A 19,336-nucleotide genomic window follows, 5' to 3' on the forward strand; every position below is an offset into this window, starting at 1 on the left:
CACGCCTCAACAGACGCTGCGCTCAGGGGCGCGAGCATAGCAAATCCACACCCCGGTTCTTCAACCCCGACCTCAGCGCCGCGCCGGGGTCGATGCCTCCCAGCCACCGCCCAGCGAGGCATACACGTCCACCAGCGACAGCGACACCGCCGCAGTGCTGTCCACCCACGCAGCTTCGTTGGCCAACAACGCGTTTTGCACGGTCATCACGTTAAGGAAATCCACCGTGCCCTGTGCGTATTGCTGGTGCACGCTGTCCAGCGCCCGCTGGCTGTGCCGCACGGCCTGCTGCAGACTGTCGCGCCGCTGCTGGCTGGCCTGATACGCCACCAGCGCATCATCCACCTCATGCCAGGCGCGTAGCACGGTGTGCTGATACTGGACCGCCGCCTCTTGCTGACGCCCTTCCTGCAACTGCAACGCCCCCTGCAACCGCCCGCCTTCAAACACCGGCAGACTCAGACCGGGCCCGAACGCAAAACTGCGCGAGCCCCAACTGCCCAGATCCGACAACTGCAGGGCTTGAAACCCGAGGTTGCCGGACAGCGTGATGCGCGGATAAAAATCGGCCCGGGCCACACCGATGGACGCCGTTGCGGCGTGCAAATGCGCGTCAGCCCCGCGGATGTCCGGGCGACGTTGCGCCAGCTCGCTCGGCACACCAATGGGCACATCGCCCTGGTACGACGGCACTTGCCCAGGGGGTGCCAATTGCGCCTGCAAGGCACGCGGCGCCTTGCCCAGCAACAGGCTCAGGGCATTGATCAACTGCGCGCTGTTTTGCTGCAACGGCGCCAGGCGCGCTTGCATCTCGGCCACTTGCGAGGCGGCTTCAGACACTTCCAAATCCGTGGCGACGCCCTCCTGCACTTGCAGTTGGGTCAGCTCCAGCGTGCGTTGCGCAATCTTCAGGTTCTGCTCCACCACCGCCTGCGCCTGCTGGGTGCCGCGCAACTGGATGTACTGCTGCGCCGTTTGCCGGATCACCAGCAATTGCACGCCGTGCCGGTCTTCCTCGGCCATGCGCACCGAGGCGTCGGCCGCCTCCACTGAACGTTTGACGCGCCCCCACAGGTCAGCTTCCCAACTGAACCCCAGGCCACTGTTCCACAGGTTGAACGCCTGTTTACCGCTACGGCCCGACGGGTCGTTCAAGCCTCGCTGACTATTACGGCCGCGGCTGTACTCCAGACCTGCGTCCACCGCTGGCAGTGAATCGGCCGCAATCTGGCGACGCAGGGCGCGGCTTTGCTCAAGCCGACTGGCGGCCCGTTGCAGGTCGAAATTACTGCGCAGCGCGTCACGCACCAACGCCGACAGGTGCGCATCACCAAAACGGTCCCACCAACGCGGGTCGACCTCCCCTTCAACGGCCCGGCTGTGCCCCGCTTCACCGGGCGTGAGCGCCCAATGGGCGGCCAGCGGCGTGGTCGGGGTCTGATAGTCCGGGCCCATCACGCAACCGGTCAGGCTCAAGGCGCAGTAACCGGCCACAGCGCAGGCCAATCCACCGAGCTTCATCGCGCACTCACCTGTTCGGCCGGGGTCGAGGCCGTGTCGATGGCCGCGTCCACCGACATGCCCAGGCGCAGCTGGCTGGCCAGCGGCTGATGGGGATCCAGGGCGATTTTCACCGGCACCCGTTGCACCACCTTGGTGAAGTTGCCCGTGGCGTTGTCCGGCGCGATGGCCGAAAACGTCACGCCCGTGGCCGGGGCAATGCTCTCTACCGTGCCGAGCAGGGTTTCTCCGGGGAAGGTATCGACGTTGATGGTCACCCGCTGGCCAGGGCTCATGCGGGTCAATTGGTTTTCCAGAAAATTGGCCACCACATAGGCTTGCGCCAGCGGCACCACGGCCATGACCGTGTCGCCGGGCTTCACGTAGGCCCCAAGCCGCAGGCTGCGACGCCCGACCACCCCATCAAAGGGGGCCACCACGCGGGTGTGCGACAAGTCCAGTTCGGCGCGCGCCAACACGGCCTGGGCATGTTGCACCGAAGCCTGGGCGGCGGTGTGTTCGGCCACCAGCACGCGGGTTTGCTGACGCGCCGCTTCCAGCGCGGCCTTGTGTTGCGCCAACAACGCCCGCGCCGTTTGCGAGCGATTTTTGGCCTGTTGCGAATTTTGCAGTGTCCCGGCGCCCTGCCCGGCCAGGTGTTCGTAGCGCTGCAACTCATGGGCCGCAAACTCCACCTGTGCCAGATCCGCGTCCACCGTGGCGTTGGCCTGTTCGATCAGCGACCGCTGACGCTCCATCATGGCCAGTGCATTGGCCTGTTGCGCCTGCGCTGTGGCCACGTTGGCCCGGGCCGCCTGAACCTCAGCTTGGTAGTCCTGCGGGTCGATGCGCGCCAGTAACTGGCCCGCCTTGACCGGCTGATTGTCCTGCACCAGCACCTCGTCAATAAACCCCGCCACTTTCGGCGCCACCAGCGTGAAGTCAGCACTCACGAAGGCATCATTGGTGCTTTGCACCCCGGTGGTGCCAAACACCAGCCGCCACAGGCCATACAGCACCACGACCGCCAGCAGTCCCAGCCCGGCCTTCAGCACAGGCGTGCGCGCACTTGTTGTACTCATTTCATGACTCCACACAGGTTCAGCGTGCGGCCCGTGGCGGGTAAATCCGCGTTGGGCCGAAAGGGATTAGAACGACCAGCAACACGGCCAGACCGGCCATGCACAGGTAAAGGTCAGACGAGGTCAGCACCATCGCCTGCTGGTGCACGCGCTGCGCCAGATCGGCGCTGTCGCTGACCCACGGCGAATTGCCGAGCCGGTCCACCAGCATCATCGAGTGAAAGTGTTCGCGGTTGACGGTGAGCACCTGCAACAAGCTGCCCGCCGCCATGGCCGCGAACCCTTTGACCGTGTTGAACCAGGCCGATGCAAACGGCCCGTCCGCCGGGTTCAGGCTGCCCGTGGCGAGCATCAACAGCGGGATCACCGCCATGGGCTGAGCAATGATTTGAATCGCTTGCAGCGCGTAAAAATTGTCGCGATTCCACACCGACGTCACCTGTGAACCCAGGCCACAGGCGAGCGCCAACAAGGCCAGGCCAATGGCCAACACCCATCGGCAATCCACCCGACGCAGGTTGCACAGCGCGACCACCAATGGCAGCGCGATCAATTGCGGCACCGCCACCAGCAGCATCACCGGCGCGGTGTCCAACGGTCGGTAACCCTGGATCTGTGCCAGATACGCAGACGGAATCTTGATCACCGCCAGCAGCACGAACAGCACCCCGCCCAAGGTGATCAACGCATGCGCAAGGTTGCGGATCTTGAGCAACTGCAACTTGAAAAACGGCAGCGGGTGCGACCACTCATTGATGAAAAACAGCACCAGCAATCCCAGCCCGCCAACGATGAACACCCGGATCATCGACGACTCAAACCAGTTCATCCGCTGACCCAGTTCCAGCCCCAACACCAGCATGATCAACCCCGGTAGCCCCAACAGCAGGCCGCGCCAGTCAAATTGCTTGAAACGCTCAAGGCGCAGCGGGTCCTGCGGCAAGCCCCAGGCGACACAGGCCATGGCCAGCAGGCTCAACGGAATGATGTGCCAGAACGCCCATTGCCACCCGGCGTATTCCACCCACCAGGCCGACAGCGGCGTGCCAAAACTGGGGCCAAACGTGGCGGTCAGCGCGTAACTGCCCAAGCCGTACAGGCGAATCCCCGGCGGTAAAAACCGCAGCGCCACCGACATCAGCATCGGCGGCAGAGCGCCCCCGGCGAAGCCTTGCAGGGTGCGCAACAGCATCAGCACCTCGACATTGGGGGCCAACGGGCAGAGGATGCCCAGCAGCAGAAAAGCACCGATCGCACACAGGGTGAAACGCCTCAGGGAAAACGTGGCCGCGCACCACGGCGCAAAGGCCATGGCGCTGATCGAGGTCGCGGAATAGACCGCCAGCAGCCAGGTGCTGTCGTCATAACTGATGCCCATCGCGCCGCGAATATCCGGCATCGCCACCTTGGTGACGTTTTCGTTGAAGCCCGACACCAGTACCGCCAGCAGCACACCCACCAGCCCGGTGAAAATCCGCAGGCCAAACGCCGCGCTGATGGCCGGGGCCACTGCCGGGGCGGTGGGCACACCGACGTTCAACGCCGTCACTGTCCAGTTCCCGCCGCGCACACCCGCGCACTGTTAACACCGCCGTACATGGCTGACTCCGTCACCTTTAAAGATGACGAAAAGTTTAATCAGCACAAACCGTTATAAAAATTGATCTCTCGGCACGTCTGGATTGCAGCAAACGCAATCCACCACCGCGATTTACGCCGTGGCGTTATCGCACAGGGTTTTCAGGGTGCGTCGCAGCCAGCGGTGGGCGTGATCGTTATCGAGCCGCGGGTGCCACGCTTGAGTGATTTCGACCGGTTTCAACGGGATGGGCAGCTCAAAGGCCCGCAGCTTGAGGCCAAGGGGTTCGAGGGTTTTGAGCAACAATTGCGGCATCAACGGCAGGATCAGCTCCGAATTGGCCAAGGCAAAAATCGCGGAATAGAACGTCGGCGTGGTGAACAGCACCCGACGCTCAAGGTCCATTTCGGCCAGCACTGCATCAATCGGCCCACGGGCGCGGCCCCGGCGCGAGACGCTGATGTGGTCGTACCCGGCAAATCGCTGCGCGGTGATGGCCTGATCGAAAATCGGATGCCCTTCGCGCGCCAGCCCCACAAACGGGCAGGTAAACAGCCGCTGCACCTTGAGGTCCGCACTCACCGGTAGCGTGGCACCGATGGCCAGATCGATCCGCCCTTCACTCAGGGCTTCATCGTCGGTAAACCCTTCGGGCACCACTCGTAGCGCAGCATTGGGCATCTCCAGCGCCATTTGCCGGCGCAACGCACCGCCATAGACCCCGAAGAACACATCGTTGGCGCGGATGCTGAAGGTGCGGTCCAACTGGCTCAGGTCGCTGTTCTGACTCTGGGTAAACACCCCGTGCGCCAGTTCCACCACGCCACGCACCTGCTCGCGCAACTCCAGTGCACGCGGCGTAGGCACCAGCCCGCGCCCGGAACGCACCAGAATGGGGTCATTCAGGGCGTCGCGGATGCGCGTCAGGGTACGGCTCATGGCCGGGGCGCTGAGGTTCATGCGCCGCGCAGCGCCCACCACCGAGCCCTCTTCGAGCAGCACGTTGAGGGCAACCAGTAAATTCATGTCAGGTATGTGCATGGGGCCGAAGGTTAGCGCCTAAGCGTTGACGTGAACAGTTCCAGACCGCCCGCGGCGTCCATCCCGTGCTCGAAAACGCACCATTGTTGCGCATCAGGTAAAACTGTTTCGCGCCTCCTTAGCTAGCTAACTAAGTGGCCCATTGATACATTCTCGTCCGTCAGGTCAGTCCTGACGCTCTCTTTGGTTGAGATAGTTGGCCATTACCGGATCCCCATGATGGTAATGGCCTTTTTTACGCCCGCTTGCTCAGCCTCCCCCTGTCTGCTGGTCTTTTCTGCCGCCTTTGTCGTGCCTGAACGTTCCCTGCGCGGAACTTAAACCGCCGATTGTGCGAATCGTCCCACGACCGTAAAGTCCCTTTGCACCTCCCTAAAAAGATGCCTGGCCACGCCCGTGCTCAGGCGCGCGATAACAAAAAAGGGCTTGAGATGAATCACATTCCTGCGCAACACCCTGACCCCGACGATCAGGCACTGGACGAGGCTTATCGTAAAACCGCGTGGCGCGTCATGCCGCTGTTGATGGTCTGCTTTCTGGTGGCCTATCTGGACCGTGTCAACGTGGGGTTTGCCAAGCTGCAAATGCTCGATGACTTGGCGTTCAGCGAGGCCGTGTACGGGTTGGGCGCCGGGATATTTTTCATCGGTTATCTGATGTTTGAAGTGCCCAGCAACATCGCCCTGCACCGCTTCGGCGCCCGGCGCTGGATCGCGCGGATCATGGTGACCTGGGGCTTGCTGTCCGCCGCCATGATGTTCGTGCAGACCCCCTGGAGTTTTTACGCGCTGCGCTTTCTGATTGGCGTGGCTGAAGCGGGGTTCTTTCCCGGCATTATTTTCTACCTCACCACCTGGTTTCCCGGACACCGGCGCGGGGTGATGGTGGCGCTGTTCATCTGCGCCCTGCCGATTTCCAACCTGCTGGGGTCGCTGATTTCCGGCTACATCATGCAGTACATGAACGGCGTGGCCGGTTACGCCGGCTGGCAATGGCTGTTCGTGATCGAAGGCTTGCCGGCCGTGTTTCTGGGCATGGCCGTGTTCTGCCTGCTGCGCGACCGGATTGCCGACGCCAGCTGGCTGAGCGAAGCCGAAAAGCGCGGCATGCAAGCCGCGATTGACCGCGACAACCAGGGCAAACAGGGGCACTCGGTGCGCGAGGGGCTGCTTAACCCAAAAATCTGGTTGTTGGGCGCGGTGTATTTTTGCCTGGTGATGGGCCAGTACATCATCAGCTTCTGGATGCCCACCATCATCCGCAACAGCGGCATCGACCAACCGTGGGTGATCGGCCTGTTGTCGGCCATTCCCTTTGCCGCAGCCGCCGTGGCAATGGTGCTGGTGGGCCGCAGTTCTGACCGCCATCACGAATACCGCTGGCACGTGGCGATCTGCGCGACCCTCGGCGCGGCTGGCGTGCTGTTCGGCACTTTGTTGGGTGACAACCTGTGGCTGGCCATGATCGGCCTGACGGTCGGCACCGCGGCAATGATCAGCAGCCTGCCGGTGTTCTGGGGCATGCCGACCGCCGTGGTAGGCGGCGCGGCGGCGGCCGCCGGGATTGCCTTGATCAACTCGATGGGCAACGTGGCGGGCTTCTTCGCCACCATCGTGGTGGGCTGGATGACCCAGCTCACCGGCAGCACTCAAGCGGCGATGTACATGATGGCGGCCGTGCTGGTGATGGGCGGCGCGCTGGGCTTGTGCGTGCCCAAGGCCAGACTCGACCTGCGCAGCGCAGCACCTGTCGCGGCGGCGCAACGCCCTTGAGCGTCAGGTCGGCCCGTTGCTCAACCGGCGACTGCCGGGCCATTGCCCCTGCTCACCCATGCGGTTGACCACCTCCCCGATCAGCGCGGCCACTGCCTCACGCGCCGGGGTCGGCGGCATGCGGGTCGACACGCAGATGCCCAGCGTGCGATACAGCGCCGGGCAGTCGACGCGATGGGCGGTGAGGCGCCCTTCTTCAAGCTCGCGACGGGCCAGGTTGAGCGGCATCAAGGTCGGGCCCAGCCCAGCTTGCACTGCACTTTTGAGGATGTGTACCGAGTTGACTTCCAGCGCGGGAGGCGCCGCACACACGCCATGGCGGGCCGCCACGCGCTCGACAATCGCCCGCGTGCAATGACCGTGGGCCGCGCCCGGCCACACCAGCGGCCGGGCAAACGCCTGCTCCAGGTCGAGCACCTGACCGGCAGGCCACGGGTCATCCGCGGGCGCGCACAGCCAGTAGAAGTCTTCTTCGAGCAACGGGGTGAACGCGATCTCGGGCGGCAGCTCGGCATCGGTGAACAGCGCCAGATCGATACGCCCGTACAACAGCTGCTCGAACAGGTTGCCGGTCAGCTCTTCATTGAGGTTCAGCCGCACTTGCGGGTAGCGCGTGGCCACCTCGCGCAGCAACGGCAAGGCCAACGGGCTGGCCACACTCTGCGGCAGCGCTACCACCACCGGGCCGCTGACCGCTTGCGCCGAATCCAGCACCGCGTTGCGGGCGTCCTGCAGGTGCTTGAGGATGCCCTGGGCGTATTCGTAAAACACCTTGCCCGGCGCAGTGGCCGTCACACCGCTGTGGCTGCGGTGCAACAGTTGCACCCCCAGCTCTTTCTCAAGGTCGAGGATCTGCTTGCTCAGGGCGGACTGGGCGACAAACACGTCGCGGGCCGCCCCGCTGAGGCTGCCGTTGTCGAGAATGGCGACGAAATACTTGAGCTGACGAATTTCCATGCCGCGGATTCTATACACGCCGCGATTGCAGCGTCACCTGACAATCCCGGCGAGCAGCGCGCCCACGCGTGGTGTTAATCGCGCCGGAAAATCTTGCCGGGGTTCATCAGCCCTTTCGGGTCCAGCGCGTGCTTGATCGACTGCATCACATCCACCGCGTTTTGCCCGTGTTCAACGGCCATGTAATCGCGCTTGGTCAGGCCAATCCCGTGCTCGCCGGTGCAACTGCCTTCACAGGCAATCGCGCGCTCGGCCAAACGATGGGCGACCGCCTCGGCACGGGCCACTTCGTCCGCGTCATGGGGGTCCACCAGTATCAGCGCATGGAAATTGCCATCGCCCACATGGCCAAAAATCGGTGCCAGCAAGCCGTTTGCGTGCAAGTCGGCAGCCGTGGCTTCAATGCACTCGGCCAAGCGCGAGATCGGCACCACCGAATCGGTGGTCAACGAGCGACACCCCGGACGCAGCGCCACCGAGGCGAAGTAGGCATCGTGCCGCGCCTGCCATAAGCGGGTGCGGTCCTCCGGGTTGACGGCCCATTCGAAGTCCTGCCCGCCGTGTTCATCGGCCACCATGCGCACGGTTTCTATCTGTTCCTTGACCCCGGACTCGGAGCCGTGCAGCTCGAAAAACAACGACGGGGCTTCGCGCAAATCGGTGTGGCTGTAGGCGTTGATGGCTCGCACCGTCAGGGCATCGATCAGCTCAATGCGGGCAATCGGCACCCCGAGCTGGATGGTCTGAATCACCGTGCGCACCGCATCGTCCACCGTGGGGAAGGTGCAAATCGCCGCTGAAATGGCTTCCGGCAAGGGGTGCAGTTTGACGGTCAATTCGGCAAACGTGGCCAGCGTGCCGCCCGAGCCCACCAGCAAATGCGTGAGGTCGTAGCCGGCCGACGACTTGCGTGCCCGGCCGCCGGTTTTAATCACCCGGCCATCGGCCAGCACGGCAGTCATGCCCAGCACGTTCTCGCGCATGGTGCCGTAACGCACCGCATTGGTGCCCGATGCCCGGGTAGACGCCATGCCCCCCAGCGAGGCATCCGCGCCCGGATCAATCGGGAAGAACAAACCGGTGCCATGCAACGCCGCATTCAGCTGTTTGCGGGTGACGCCGGGCTGCACCGTGACATCCATGTCGTCCGGGCGAATTTCAAGCACCTGATTCATCCCCGACACGTCGATGCACACCCCGCCCTGCACCGCTTGCAACCAGCCTTCGAGCGAAGTGCCGCTGCCATACGGAATCATCGGCACGTCATGGGCATGGCACAGCCGGGAAACACTGACGATCTCGTCCAGGCTCTGCACAAACGCCACCGCATCCGGCGGTATCGGGCCCAGAGACGAAATGTCGCTGCCATGGTGCTCGCGCACGCTGGCAGACGTCGACAAGCGGGGGCCCAACAGCGCCTGCAACGATTGCAGTAACGACGCGGGCAAGGGTGGGCGGGTCAGCGGTGCCTGGACAGCATTCATCAGCACTTCCTCATTTATTTTTTTGGGCCAGTTGGCGTCATCTTATGCGCTGTACACGCGGCCCCGGCCATAGGAAATACAGAACGTGCCATCTGCAACCGGCATGGCCACGCCCGGCGCGTGTGGAGGACTGCCCACCCTTGAACTAGGCTCCCAGCCCATTGCGGATCATGGGTGGGAGGCGACATGCACTTGGGCAAAAAGATCTCGACGTTGGAACAGTTGGCCTGTCGCTATTACCGCTGGATTCACGCGACCCGCATCAGCCTGGCGTTTTTAATCACCTTCGCGGGGATCCGCTGGTTCAAGCTCGAAGACGCCTCCTGGGCCTTGATTACCATGCTGATCGTGATGGGCCCGCTGCCGTACTGGGGCAATGTGTTCTCACGCGCCGTGCAACGAACCGGCGGTACGGTGATCGGCGCCGTGTCGGGGCTGGTGGCGCTGTACCTGGAGATGTATTCATTCCCCGCGATGCTGCTGTGGTGCGCGGTGGTGATGTTCGCGTGCGGCTACCTGACCCTGGGCAAACACCCCTACATGGCGCTGCTGATTGGCGCGACCCTGGCCGTGGTCAGTTGTTCGGCCCCCAATGACATGGACGCCGCCGTGTTGCGCAGCGTTTATGTCATGGCAGGTTCGATACTGGCGCTGATCTACACCAGCATCTATCCGCAACGGGCCTATACCGACCTGCGCATCAAGTTCAGCCAGAGCATGGGCAAACTCAACGACCTGTATGAAGCCTACTTTTCGCCGCAGGTGCTAGAGCGCCCCCACCTGGACGACTCACTCAAAGATGAGCTGGACGCGGTGGTCAAGTTGCGCAGTTACATCGCCGCCGCAAGCAACGAAAGCCACCTCAAGCAGGACGTTTTCAATGGCCTGCAAACGTTACACCGCAATGTGGTCTCCACACTGATTCTGATGATCGATGCGTACTGGTCTTCCCGCGAAAATCATTTATTGATTAAAAACGAACCGGCCTTAAGTGACTTGCACCGGCTTATACCGTTGGCCTTGCAATCGTTGCAAAACAAATTAGTCATGGGCATTGGCGATAACGAAATCAGTTCACAGTTACGTAAAAGTTCGCACCAGTTACGCGAGTTGGCACTTAAGAGTATTAGCGGCAAAGAAATAGAAACGCCTTTTTATGCCTATGTATGGCTCAGCCTTGAAATGCTCAAACAACTGGCTGAATTGAACGATCAACTGCACGCGGCGCTTTACCATCCGGGACATAAACACTTGTTTAAAAACAACAAGCCGCCTGCGGACCATTGAGCGGCAGTGCGGCACATCCCAGGGTGAGCTCGTCGCGACACATTATCGAATACCGATACAAAAGCTACGACAATCAAAGAAAAAACCTACAAATGAATATGACATGGAGCACCGAACATGAAGATTTAACCCAGAAACCGAGCCCGATAGCAGCGTATTCACCCCACCACGATCACAGGCAATGTAGCTCTAAGTTACTGTTTTAAAAGTGACACAAACAATTAGCTCACGCTTTTCAGATTCGTCAAGCAGCCTTGCCCGGGCCTCCTTCCCTGCCCTGGATTGGCTCGCCGCTGCAAAATTATCGTCTACGCTCTGATCGCGCCCGTCTTGATGGAACTGAACGGAAGAGCCCATGACCACTGAACACACCACTGCGCTTAAACACCTGATACACCGCCCCGGTGCAACGTGCGCAGTGTATGCGTCATATAACGTGCTCACGTTCAGTGGCACTCCGACAACGGCCGCCCTGCATCAACACTGCAAGATAACTGCCTGCGTGATACCCGCTGTGTTGAATACAACCATTACCGCGTTAAGAAACCCTGCGCCACATTCAACCCGTTGCATCCTTGCCCGTTACCGAATGTTGAAACAAGGGTTTGTCCGTCTGACCGGCACATTGAAACTTAACGATTAAGCGCACTGTGAATAGGAGGGCTTATGCAGCTCACCCCGAGAGAAATCGACAAATTGATGATTTACACCTTGTCGGACGTGGCACTGCGACGCAAGGCGCGTGGTTTGAAGTTGAACTTTCCCGAGGCCGTTTCAATTATTACCGTCACGGCGCTTGAAGGGGCACGGGATGGCAAGTCGGTGGAAGACGTCATGACCGAGGCGGGCAAAGTACTGACCAAAGATGACGTCATGGAGGGTGTGAGCGACCTGATCCCCAACGTTCAGGTGGAAGCGATTTTTACCGATGGCAGCCGTCTGGTCACGGTTCACGACCCGATCAAATAACGGCCGAGCAGTCAAGCCGGTTAACGCCAAACACACCCGTTTGAGGATTCCGTCATGAGCATCAAAAAGCCAGCATCCCCCCAGCCTTCCCAATCACCGCATCAGGACACCCATCCTGACCACCACATCCCCCACGCCAAAAACCCCGGGGGTGTATCCACCGGCAATGAAAGCAATGTGCCGCTGGGCGGTTGCATCTACGCCAGCACGCCGATCACCTTCAACGAAGACCGTGCGGTGACCAAGGTCAAAGTGCGCAACACCGGCGACCGGCCGATTCAAGTGGGTTCGCACTTTCACTTTTTCGAAGTCAACCGAGCGCTGGAGTTCGACCGCGCCGCGGCGTTCGGCAAGCGTCTGAACATCACCGCCACCACGGCCATCCGTTTCGAGCCGGGCGATGAAATTGAAGTGCCGTTGATCCCCTTCGGCGGCAAACAGACCCTGTACGGCTTCAACAACCTGGTGGACGGCTGGGCCCCCGACAGCACGGTCAGCGGCCATGAACGCCCGGAAAAACTGCAAGCCATCCAGCGTGCAGCCGATCGCGGCTTCAAGTTTTCCAAACCATCCAACTAAGCGCCGCATTTCACATTTTGCCTGCGCGTCGTTGCGCCATTGACGAATGCGCCGCATGAAGGAAGGAGCCACCGATGCCAACTATTTCACGCAAAGAATACGCCGGGCTGTTCGGCCCGACCACGGGCGACAAGATCCGCCTGGGCGACACTGACCTGTTTGTAGAAATCGAAAAGGACCTGCGCGGCTATGGCGAAGAAGCCGTGTACGGCGGCGGCAAATCGCTGCGCGACGGGATGGGCGCCAACAACCACCTGACCCGCGATAACGGCGTGCTCGACTTGGTGATCACCAACGTCACCATCGTTGACGCCATTCAGGGTGTGATCAAGGCCGACGTGGGGATCCGCGACGGCAAGATCTGCGGCATCGGCAAAAGCGGCAACCCCGGCACCATGAGCGGTGTGACCAATAACATGGTGGTGGGCGTGAGCACGGACGCCATTTCCGGCGAGCACCTGATCCTCACCGCCGCCGGGATCGACACCCACATTCACCTGATCTCGCCGCAACAGGCTTACCACGGCCTGTCCAACGGCATCACCACGTTCTTCGGCGGCGGCATCGGCCCTACCGACGGCACCAACGGCACCACCGTGACGCCGGGGCCGTGGAACATCCGGCAGATGCTGCGCTCGCTCGAAGGCTTGCCGATCAACGTCGGCCTGCTGGGCAAGGGCAACTCCTTTGCCCGCGACCCGCTTGCCGAACAAATCATTGCCGGTGTGGCCGGGCTTAAAGTCCACGAAGACTGGGGCGCTACCTCCAACGCCCTGCGCCATGCGCTGCGCACCGCCGATGAAATGGACATTCAGGTCTCGGTGCACACCGACAGCCTCAACGAATGCGGCTACGTCGAAGACACCATCGATGCCTTTGAAGGCCGTACTATTCACACCTTCCACACTGAAGGCGCAGGTGGCGGTCACGCCCCGGACATCATCAAGGTGGCCAGCCAGCTCAACGTCCTGCCGAGCTCGACCAACCCCACCCTGCCCTACGGCGTCAACAGCCAGGCCGAGTTGTTCGACATGATCATGGTCTGTCACAACCTCAACCCCAACGTGCCGGCCGACGTGTCGTTTGCCGAAAGCCGGGTACGCCCGGAAACCATCGCCGCCGAAAACGTGCTGCAAGACATGGGCGTGATCTCCATGTTTTCCAGTGACTCCCAGGCCATGGGCCGGGTCGGTGAAAACTGGCTGCGGGTGATGCAAACCGCCCACGCCATGAAAGTCTCGCGCGGCAAATTGCCGGAAGACAGCGCGGGCAACGACAACTTCCGCGTGCTGCGTTACGTGGCCAAAATCACCATCAACCCGGCCATTGCCCAAGGCGTGAGCCACGTCCTGGGGTCTGTCGAGGTGGGCAAGATGGCCGACCTGGTGCTGTGGGACCCGCGCTTCTTCGGGGCCAAACCAAAACTGGTGATCAAGGGCGGCATGATCAACTGGGCCGCCATGGGTGACCCGAACGCCTCCCTGCCCACGCCGCAGCCGGTGTACTACCGTCCGATGTTCGGCGCCTTCGGCAAAACCATGCAAGACACCTGCGTGACCTTCGTGTCACAGGCCGCGCTGGAAGACGGGGTCAAGGAAAAGGCCGGGCTGGACCGTCAGGTCATGGCGGTGCGCAATTGCCGCACCATTTCCAAGAAGGACCTGGTGCGCAACGACCAGACGCCGCACATCGAAGTCAACCCAGAAACGTTCGAGGTGAAAGTCGACGGCGTGCACGCCACGTGCAAACCGATCGATGTGGCCACCATGAACCAGCGGTATTTCTTCGGTTAAGGCAGACCGCCCGGCCGCCACCCGTGGGTGGATGGCCGGGCATCAAGGAAGGAGTTTGCGACGTGATTTTGATTGAACACATTCTGGGCAATGCCAAGAAAGACCCGGTCTGGCAGCGCAGACTCGAAGGCGCTCACATCGACCTGCTGGTGCTCGATCAGCGCGAAGCGCAGAAAAGCCGCTGTCGCCGCACCAGCCTCGGCGGGCGCGACCTGGGTATTTCGCTGGAACGCAACGTGGTGCTGGCCGACGGCGATGTGCTGATGTGGGATGAGGCCAGCAAAACCGCCGTGGTGGTGCAACTGAACCTGCGCGACGTCATGGTGATTGACCTCAAGGAGCTGAAAAAACAGCCCCTCGATATCCTGATAAAAACCAGCTTCGAACTCGGCCACGCACTGGGCAACCAGCACTGGAAAGCCGTGACCAAAAACAACGAGGTGTACATCCCGCTCACCGTGGAAACCAAGATGATGGACTCGGTGATGCGCACCCACGGCTTTGAACACCTGCCCTACGCCTTCATCGGCGGCGCCGAAATCCTGCCGCACCTCACCAGCTCCGAAGCCCGCCTGCTATTCGGCGGCGCCGAAGAAACCGACACCCACGTCCACGTCGCCAGCCCTCAGGACAAGCTGGAGGCCGCGGCACTCAATATTCACGGCGTGCACAGCCATGGCGACGGCATCAGCCACAGTCACAGCCACGACCATGGCCATACGCACCACGACCATAAGCACTGAACCTTGCAGAAGGCGTGACCATGAAGGCAGCAGATCTCATCCGCATCATGCAGTTTGGCGACTCGGTGTTACCGGTCGGTGCGTTCACGTTCTCCAACGGGGTCGAGTCCGCGATCCAGACCGGCATCGTGCACGATGTGGCAACCCTCAAGGGGTTTGTACTCACGGCGCTCAAGCAGGCCGCCAGTTGTGACGGCATGGGGGTGGTCGCGGCGCACCGCGCGGCCATCGCTGATGACCGTGATGGCATTTTGCGTGCGGACTGGGCGGTCAATAACCGCAAGCTCAACGAAGAAAGCCGCCTGATGGCCACCCGCATGGGCAAAAAACTCGCGCAGATGTCAATCCATGTGGTGGAAACCCCGCTGGTGCGTTGGTGGCTGGAACAAATCAAGGCCGGCAACGCCGCAGGCACGTACCCCGTGACCCAGGCCGTGGTGATGTCGACTCAGGGCATCGGCGCCCGCGAGGTGGTGGTGATGCACCAGTACGGGGTGGCGATGACCATCCTCAGCGCCGCCATGCGCCTGATGCGTATCACGCACCTGGACACCCAGCACATCCTGTTTGAACTCAACCACGACATTGAAGCGTTTTGCGACATCGCTGAAATCGGCGACATCGAGCAGATGTCGTCCTATGTGCCCATTGTCGACGTGCTGGCTGCGGTCCACGTCAAAGCCCATGTGCGGCTGTTTATGAACTGACCCGCTGCACCGCGCCGGCCCCTGCCGGCGCGGTGCCCGATGAAAAGACTGTTTCAGGAGCAAGTCCCGTGAAAAAAATTACACGTATTGGTATTGGCGGCCCGGTCGGCTCGGGTAAAACCGCAATCATTGAAGTGATCACCCCGATCCTGATCAATCGCGGTTACAAACCGCTGATCATCACCAATGACATCGTCACCACCGAAGACGCCAAACAGGTCAAGCGAACCCTCAAGGGCATCCTCGACGAAGACAAGATCCTCGGCGTCGAAACCGGCGCCTGCCCGCACACGGCGGTGCGCGAAGACCCGAGCATGAACATCGCCGCGGTCGAGGAAATGGAAGAGAAATTCCCCGACAGCGACCTGATCATGATCGAGAGCGGCGGCGACAACCTGACCCTGACCTTCAGCCCGGCGCTGGCCGACTTCTACATTTATGTGATCGACGTGGCCGAAGGCGAAAAAATCCCGCGCAAAAACGGTCCGGGGCTGGTGCAGGCCGACATCCTGATCATCAACAAAATCGACCTCGCGCCGTACGTGGGCGCCAGCCTGGACGTGATGGAAAGCGACACCAAAGTGGTGCGCGGCAACCGCCCGTACATCCTCACCAACTGCAAGACCGGCCAAGGCATTGAAGAGCTGGTGGACATGATTGAACACATGTTCCTGTTCGCCCAGAAACCCGCCACCCACGAGGTCACTGCATGACTGCTCAGAGCCTGAACATCGTGAACACCCCTTCACGGCTTCGCGCTCATGCATTGGGTCAGGACGCGCCGGAGCTGGCGGAGTACCAGAATGAACCGCCGCAGATGCACAGCGGCGCGGTCGGCAAAAGCGGTTACTTGCGCCTGGGGTTTGAGCGGCGCGGGGAGCGCAGCATTTTGGCGGATGTCGAGCGGCGCGTGCCGTCACTGGTGCAGCGGGCCTTGTATTGGGACGAAGAAATGCCCGGTCTGCCCTGCGTGACCATGATTTCGACTTCCGGCTGCGTGCTGCAAGGCGACCGCCTGGCCACCGACGTGAATGTGGGCGTGGGCGCCTGCGGGCACGTGACGACCCAATCGGCCACCAAAGTGCATTCGATGAATGCCAATTATGCCTCGCAGATCCAGCAGTTTCGGGTCGAGGAAAACGGCTACCTGGAGTTCATGCCCGACCCGCTGATCCCGCACCGCGATGCACGGTTTATCACCGACACCCGGATCACGATTCACCCCACGGCCACGGCGATTTACAGCGAAATCCTGATGTCCGGGCGCAAATACCACCACGTGGATGAACGCTTCGGTTTTGACGTGTTTTCCTCGCGGGTCTGCGCCCAAACCCTTGAGGGCCGGGAGCTGTTTGTCGAGAAATACGTATTGGAGCCCAAAAAGGAAAGCCTCGACGCCATTGGCGTGATGCAGACCTTCGACGTGTTCGGCAACGTGGTGCTGCTCACCCCCAAGGCGCATCACGACCGGATTGTCGAACGCATGCCTGCCCTGTTCGATATCAAGGCCGGGCTGGCCAGTGGCGTGACCCGCCTGCCCAATGACTGCGGGCTGATCTTCAAGGTGCTGGGCAATGACAGCGGTGAGGTCAAGGCACAGGTCCGCGAGTTCTGGAAAGTCGCCCGTGAGGAAATTCTGGGGGTCACCGTAGCGCCGCCGTTTCTCTGGCGCTAGGCGACTCGCACTGCGCAGTAGTGACCGGGGCCGGCTGCGGCGCCGGTGATTGCACACCCTTTGCAGCCCGAATGGAGAAGCATCTATGGATGTCGCCAAAGCGCCCGGTTCTACATGGACCCAACTGGCAAACGGCAATCGGGGGATCGAGTTCATCGACGTCACCCTGCGCGGTTGTGCCCAAGTCATGTTCCAGAACAACCCGTTGACCGGGCTGTTGTTCTTCGCCGCGATCTTCGTCGGCGCCTATGCCGAAGGCATCCCGGCCGTGGCCTGGGGCTGCGTACTGGGCACGGCGGTGGCGACCCTCGCCGGGCTAAGCCTCAAGGACCGCGCCTCGTGGAAGGCCGGGCTGTACGGCTACAACGGTTGTCTGGTAGGCGCGGCGTTGCCGACCTTTCTTGAGGTCACACCGGTGCTGTGGCTGTGCATCATCCTTGCCAGCGTGGTCTCGGTGATCGTCATGCTCTGCATTGCCGACATCCTCAACACCTGGAAAGTCGCCGCCCTGACTGCCCCGTTTGTCTTGGTGACCTGGATGATCCTGCTGGCCAGCTACGCCTTTGGCGGCCTGACCAATACGGCGCTGCCGGTGCCCAACCTGCCCCACGATCTGGTCGCCCACAACAGCAACCTGTTCGACGGCATTCACCTGCTCGACGGGGTGTTCAACGGCATTTCCGAAGTGTTTCTGATCAGCACCCTGATCGGCAGCGTGCTGTTTCTCGCCGGGCTCGCGGTGTCCTCGCTGTGGGCGGCGGTGTTTGCCGTCTGCGGTTCGCTGCTGGCGGTGCTGACGGCTACCGTGCTGCAAGCCGAGCATGCCAGCATCAATAATGGCCTGTACGCGTTCAGCGCCGTGCTGACCGCCATTGCGCTGGGCTCAACGTTCAACACGCCCAGTTGGCGGGTGCTGATCTACACCGTGATCGGGGTGATTTTCACGGTGTTTGTGCAAGGGGCTTTGAATACCCTGCTGGCACCGGTGGGCATACCGACCCTGACCATGCCGTTTGTACTGGCGTCGTGGTTATTTCTGGTGCCCAACAAAGACGTCATGCCTGCCCACCGCCAGTAGCCTTCATCCTTTTGCGGAGCCTTTACATGACAGCCATCGTCGAACCTCTGGGCACAGCAGCGCCCTCCACGACCCGGCGCAATGCGATCTGTTTGCTGACCGGCCTGATCGTCGCCAACGCACTGGCATGGCTCTGGGCCTTCAGTGAATTCGGCACCAACCCGGTGCTGATGGGCACAGCGCTGCTGGCCTACAGTTTTGGCTTGCGCCACGCGGTGGATGCCGACCACATCGCGGCGATCGACAACGTCACCCGCAAGCTGATGCAACAAGGCAAAACCCCGATTGCCGTGGGCACGTACTTTTCCCTCGGGCATTCCACCATCGTGGTCCTGGCGTCGCTGGCCATCGCCGCCACGGCCATGGCGTTCAAAGACGACATGGCGTGGTTTCACGAAACCGGCGGGCTGATCGGCACGTTGGTATCGGCGGTGTTCCTGCTGTTGTTCGGGGTGCTGAACCTGGTGATCCTGATCTCGGTGTACAAGACGTTCAAGCAGGTCAAGGCTGGCAAAACCTTCACCCCGCACGAGCTGGACGGGCTGGTGAGCAACAACGGCGGCCTGTTGGCGCGGGTGTTTCGCCGGGTGTTCAACCTGGTCAACAAAAGCTGGCACATGTACCCGGTGGGGTTTCTGTTCGGGCTGGGGTTCGACACCGCCACTGAAATCGGCCTGTTGGGCATCAGTGCCACCAGCGCCTCCCATGGCATCAGCCTGTGGTCGATCATGGTGTTCCCGGTGCTGTTTGCCGTGGGCATGGCGCTGGTGGATTCGCTGGACAACTTTGTGATGATCGGCGCCTACGGCTGGGCCTTTTCCAAACCGGTGCGCAAGCTGTACTACAACATCACCATCACCGCCGCTTCGGTGGTGGTGGCCCTGTTTATCGGCGGGGTTGAAGCCCTCGGGCTGATTGCCGACAAACTGCAACTGACGGGCGGTATCTGGACCCCGATCAACGCCATCAGCAAACACTTTGGCGAGATCGGCTACTGGATCATCGGCATGTTCGTGTTGTGCTGGCTGATTTCAGCCTTGAACTACTACCTGCGCGGTTATGACCATTTAGGAGCCAATGCCTGATGAAC

17 protein-coding genes are annotated in these 19,336 nt (G+C 61.5%); 11 read left to right on the plus strand and 6 right to left on the minus strand.

Annotated elements, in window-relative coordinates; all coding sequences use genetic code 11:
- Positions 1 to 72: 72 nt before the first annotated feature.
- The 4 genes from BKD70_RS19735 to BKD70_RS19750 form a co-directional block, all read right to left on the minus strand.
- A complete protein-coding gene (locus BKD70_RS19735) occupies positions 73 to 1,521 on the minus strand; it encodes an efflux transporter outer membrane subunit (protein WP_047275706.1) in 1,449 nt (482 codons plus the stop codon).
- On the minus strand, positions 1,518 to 2,582 hold the full coding sequence (locus BKD70_RS19740) for an HlyD family secretion protein (RefSeq protein ID WP_047275708.1): 1,065 nt from the start codon (positions 2,580 to 2,582) through the stop codon (positions 1,518 to 1,520). The genes BKD70_RS19735 and BKD70_RS19740 overlap by 4 nt, the downstream gene beginning before the upstream one ends.
- A gap of 19 nt (positions 2,583 to 2,601) precedes the next feature.
- Positions 2,602 to 4,131 carry an MFS transporter gene (locus tag BKD70_RS19745; RefSeq protein WP_047275710.1) on the minus strand — a complete coding sequence of 510 codons (1,530 nt, stop codon included), beginning with the start codon at positions 4,129 to 4,131 and terminating at the stop codon, positions 2,602 to 2,604.
- A 162-nt stretch (positions 4,132 to 4,293) separates the two neighbouring features.
- The gene (locus BKD70_RS19750; protein WP_047275712.1) at positions 4,294 to 5,202 is read right to left on the minus strand and encodes a LysR family transcriptional regulator; all 909 of its coding nucleotides are present in this window, start codon (positions 5,200 to 5,202) and stop codon (positions 4,294 to 4,296) included.
- Between the two features lie 431 nt (positions 5,203 to 5,633).
- On the opposite strand from BKD70_RS19750, the gene BKD70_RS19755 reads away from it, so the two are divergent.
- Positions 5,634 to 6,974: an MFS transporter gene (locus BKD70_RS19755; protein ID WP_047276178.1), complete on the plus strand. Its 1,341-nt coding sequence runs from the start codon at positions 5,634 to 5,636 to the stop codon at positions 6,972 to 6,974.
- 3 nt (positions 6,975 to 6,977) lie between these two features.
- On the opposite strand, the gene BKD70_RS19760 is transcribed toward BKD70_RS19755, so the two are convergent.
- Both BKD70_RS19760 and BKD70_RS19765 read right to left on the minus strand, forming a co-directional pair.
- The gene (locus tag BKD70_RS19760; RefSeq protein WP_047275713.1) at positions 6,978 to 7,931 is read right to left on the minus strand and encodes a LysR family transcriptional regulator; all 954 of its coding nucleotides are present in this window, start codon (positions 7,929 to 7,931) and stop codon (positions 6,978 to 6,980) included.
- 74 nt (positions 7,932 to 8,005) lie between these two features.
- The gene (locus BKD70_RS19765; protein WP_047275715.1) at positions 8,006 to 9,415 is read right to left on the minus strand and encodes an FAD-binding oxidoreductase; all 1,410 of its coding nucleotides are present in this window, start codon (positions 9,413 to 9,415) and stop codon (positions 8,006 to 8,008) included.
- A 186-nt stretch (positions 9,416 to 9,601) separates the two neighbouring features.
- Between BKD70_RS19765 and BKD70_RS19770 the strand changes: the two genes are divergently transcribed.
- The 10 genes from BKD70_RS19770 (at position 9,602) to BKD70_RS19815 (ending at position 19,331) form a co-directional block, all read left to right on the plus strand.
- Positions 9,602 to 10,702 carry an FUSC family protein gene (locus tag BKD70_RS19770; protein WP_047275717.1) on the plus strand — a complete coding sequence of 367 codons (1,101 nt, stop codon included), beginning with the start codon at positions 9,602 to 9,604 and terminating at the stop codon, positions 10,700 to 10,702.
- A 666-nt stretch (positions 10,703 to 11,368) separates the two neighbouring features.
- The gene (locus BKD70_RS19775; protein ID WP_047275719.1) at positions 11,369 to 11,671 is read left to right on the plus strand and encodes an urease subunit gamma; all 303 of its coding nucleotides are present in this window, start codon (positions 11,369 to 11,371) and stop codon (positions 11,669 to 11,671) included.
- A 54-nt stretch (positions 11,672 to 11,725) separates the two neighbouring features.
- A complete protein-coding gene (locus BKD70_RS19780; RefSeq protein ID WP_080960217.1) occupies positions 11,726 to 12,250 on the plus strand; it encodes an urease subunit beta in 525 nt (174 codons plus the stop codon).
- Positions 12,251 to 12,324: 74 nt separating this feature from the next.
- Positions 12,325 to 14,043 (plus strand): urease subunit alpha, encoded by a 1,719-nt coding sequence (locus BKD70_RS19785; RefSeq protein ID WP_047275721.1) that lies wholly within the window; start codon positions 12,325 to 12,327, stop codon positions 14,041 to 14,043.
- A gap of 62 nt (positions 14,044 to 14,105) precedes the next feature.
- A complete protein-coding gene (ureE, locus tag BKD70_RS19790; protein WP_047275724.1) occupies positions 14,106 to 14,786 on the plus strand; it encodes an urease accessory protein UreE in 681 nt (226 codons plus the stop codon).
- A 20-nt stretch (positions 14,787 to 14,806) separates the two neighbouring features.
- Positions 14,807 to 15,493 (plus strand): urease accessory protein UreF, encoded by a 687-nt coding sequence (locus tag BKD70_RS19795; RefSeq protein WP_047275726.1) that lies wholly within the window; start codon positions 14,807 to 14,809, stop codon positions 15,491 to 15,493.
- Positions 15,494 to 15,561: 68 nt separating this feature from the next.
- Positions 15,562 to 16,206: an urease accessory protein UreG gene (gene ureG / locus BKD70_RS19800; RefSeq protein ID WP_047275728.1), complete on the plus strand. Its 645-nt coding sequence runs from the start codon at positions 15,562 to 15,564 to the stop codon at positions 16,204 to 16,206.
- Positions 16,203 to 17,168 (plus strand): urease accessory protein UreD, encoded by a 966-nt coding sequence (locus BKD70_RS19805; protein WP_047275730.1) that lies wholly within the window; start codon positions 16,203 to 16,205, stop codon positions 17,166 to 17,168. The genes ureG and BKD70_RS19805 overlap by 4 nt, the downstream gene beginning before the upstream one ends.
- A gap of 85 nt (positions 17,169 to 17,253) precedes the next feature.
- Positions 17,254 to 18,246, plus strand: coding sequence for an urea transporter (gene yut / locus BKD70_RS19810; RefSeq protein ID WP_047275732.1), 993 nt, complete (start codon positions 17,254 to 17,256; stop codon positions 18,244 to 18,246).
- Positions 18,247 to 18,272: 26 nt separating this feature from the next.
- Positions 18,273 to 19,331, plus strand: coding sequence for a HoxN/HupN/NixA family nickel/cobalt transporter (locus BKD70_RS19815; protein WP_047275734.1), 1,059 nt, complete (start codon positions 18,273 to 18,275; stop codon positions 19,329 to 19,331).
- Positions 19,332 to 19,336: the final 5 nt, after the last annotated feature.

This window comes from Pseudomonas sp. BS-2016 (genome assembly GCF_001806145.1).
GTDB classification, from domain to species: Bacteria; Pseudomonadota; Gammaproteobacteria; order Pseudomonadales; family Pseudomonadaceae; genus Aquipseudomonas; species Aquipseudomonas lundensis.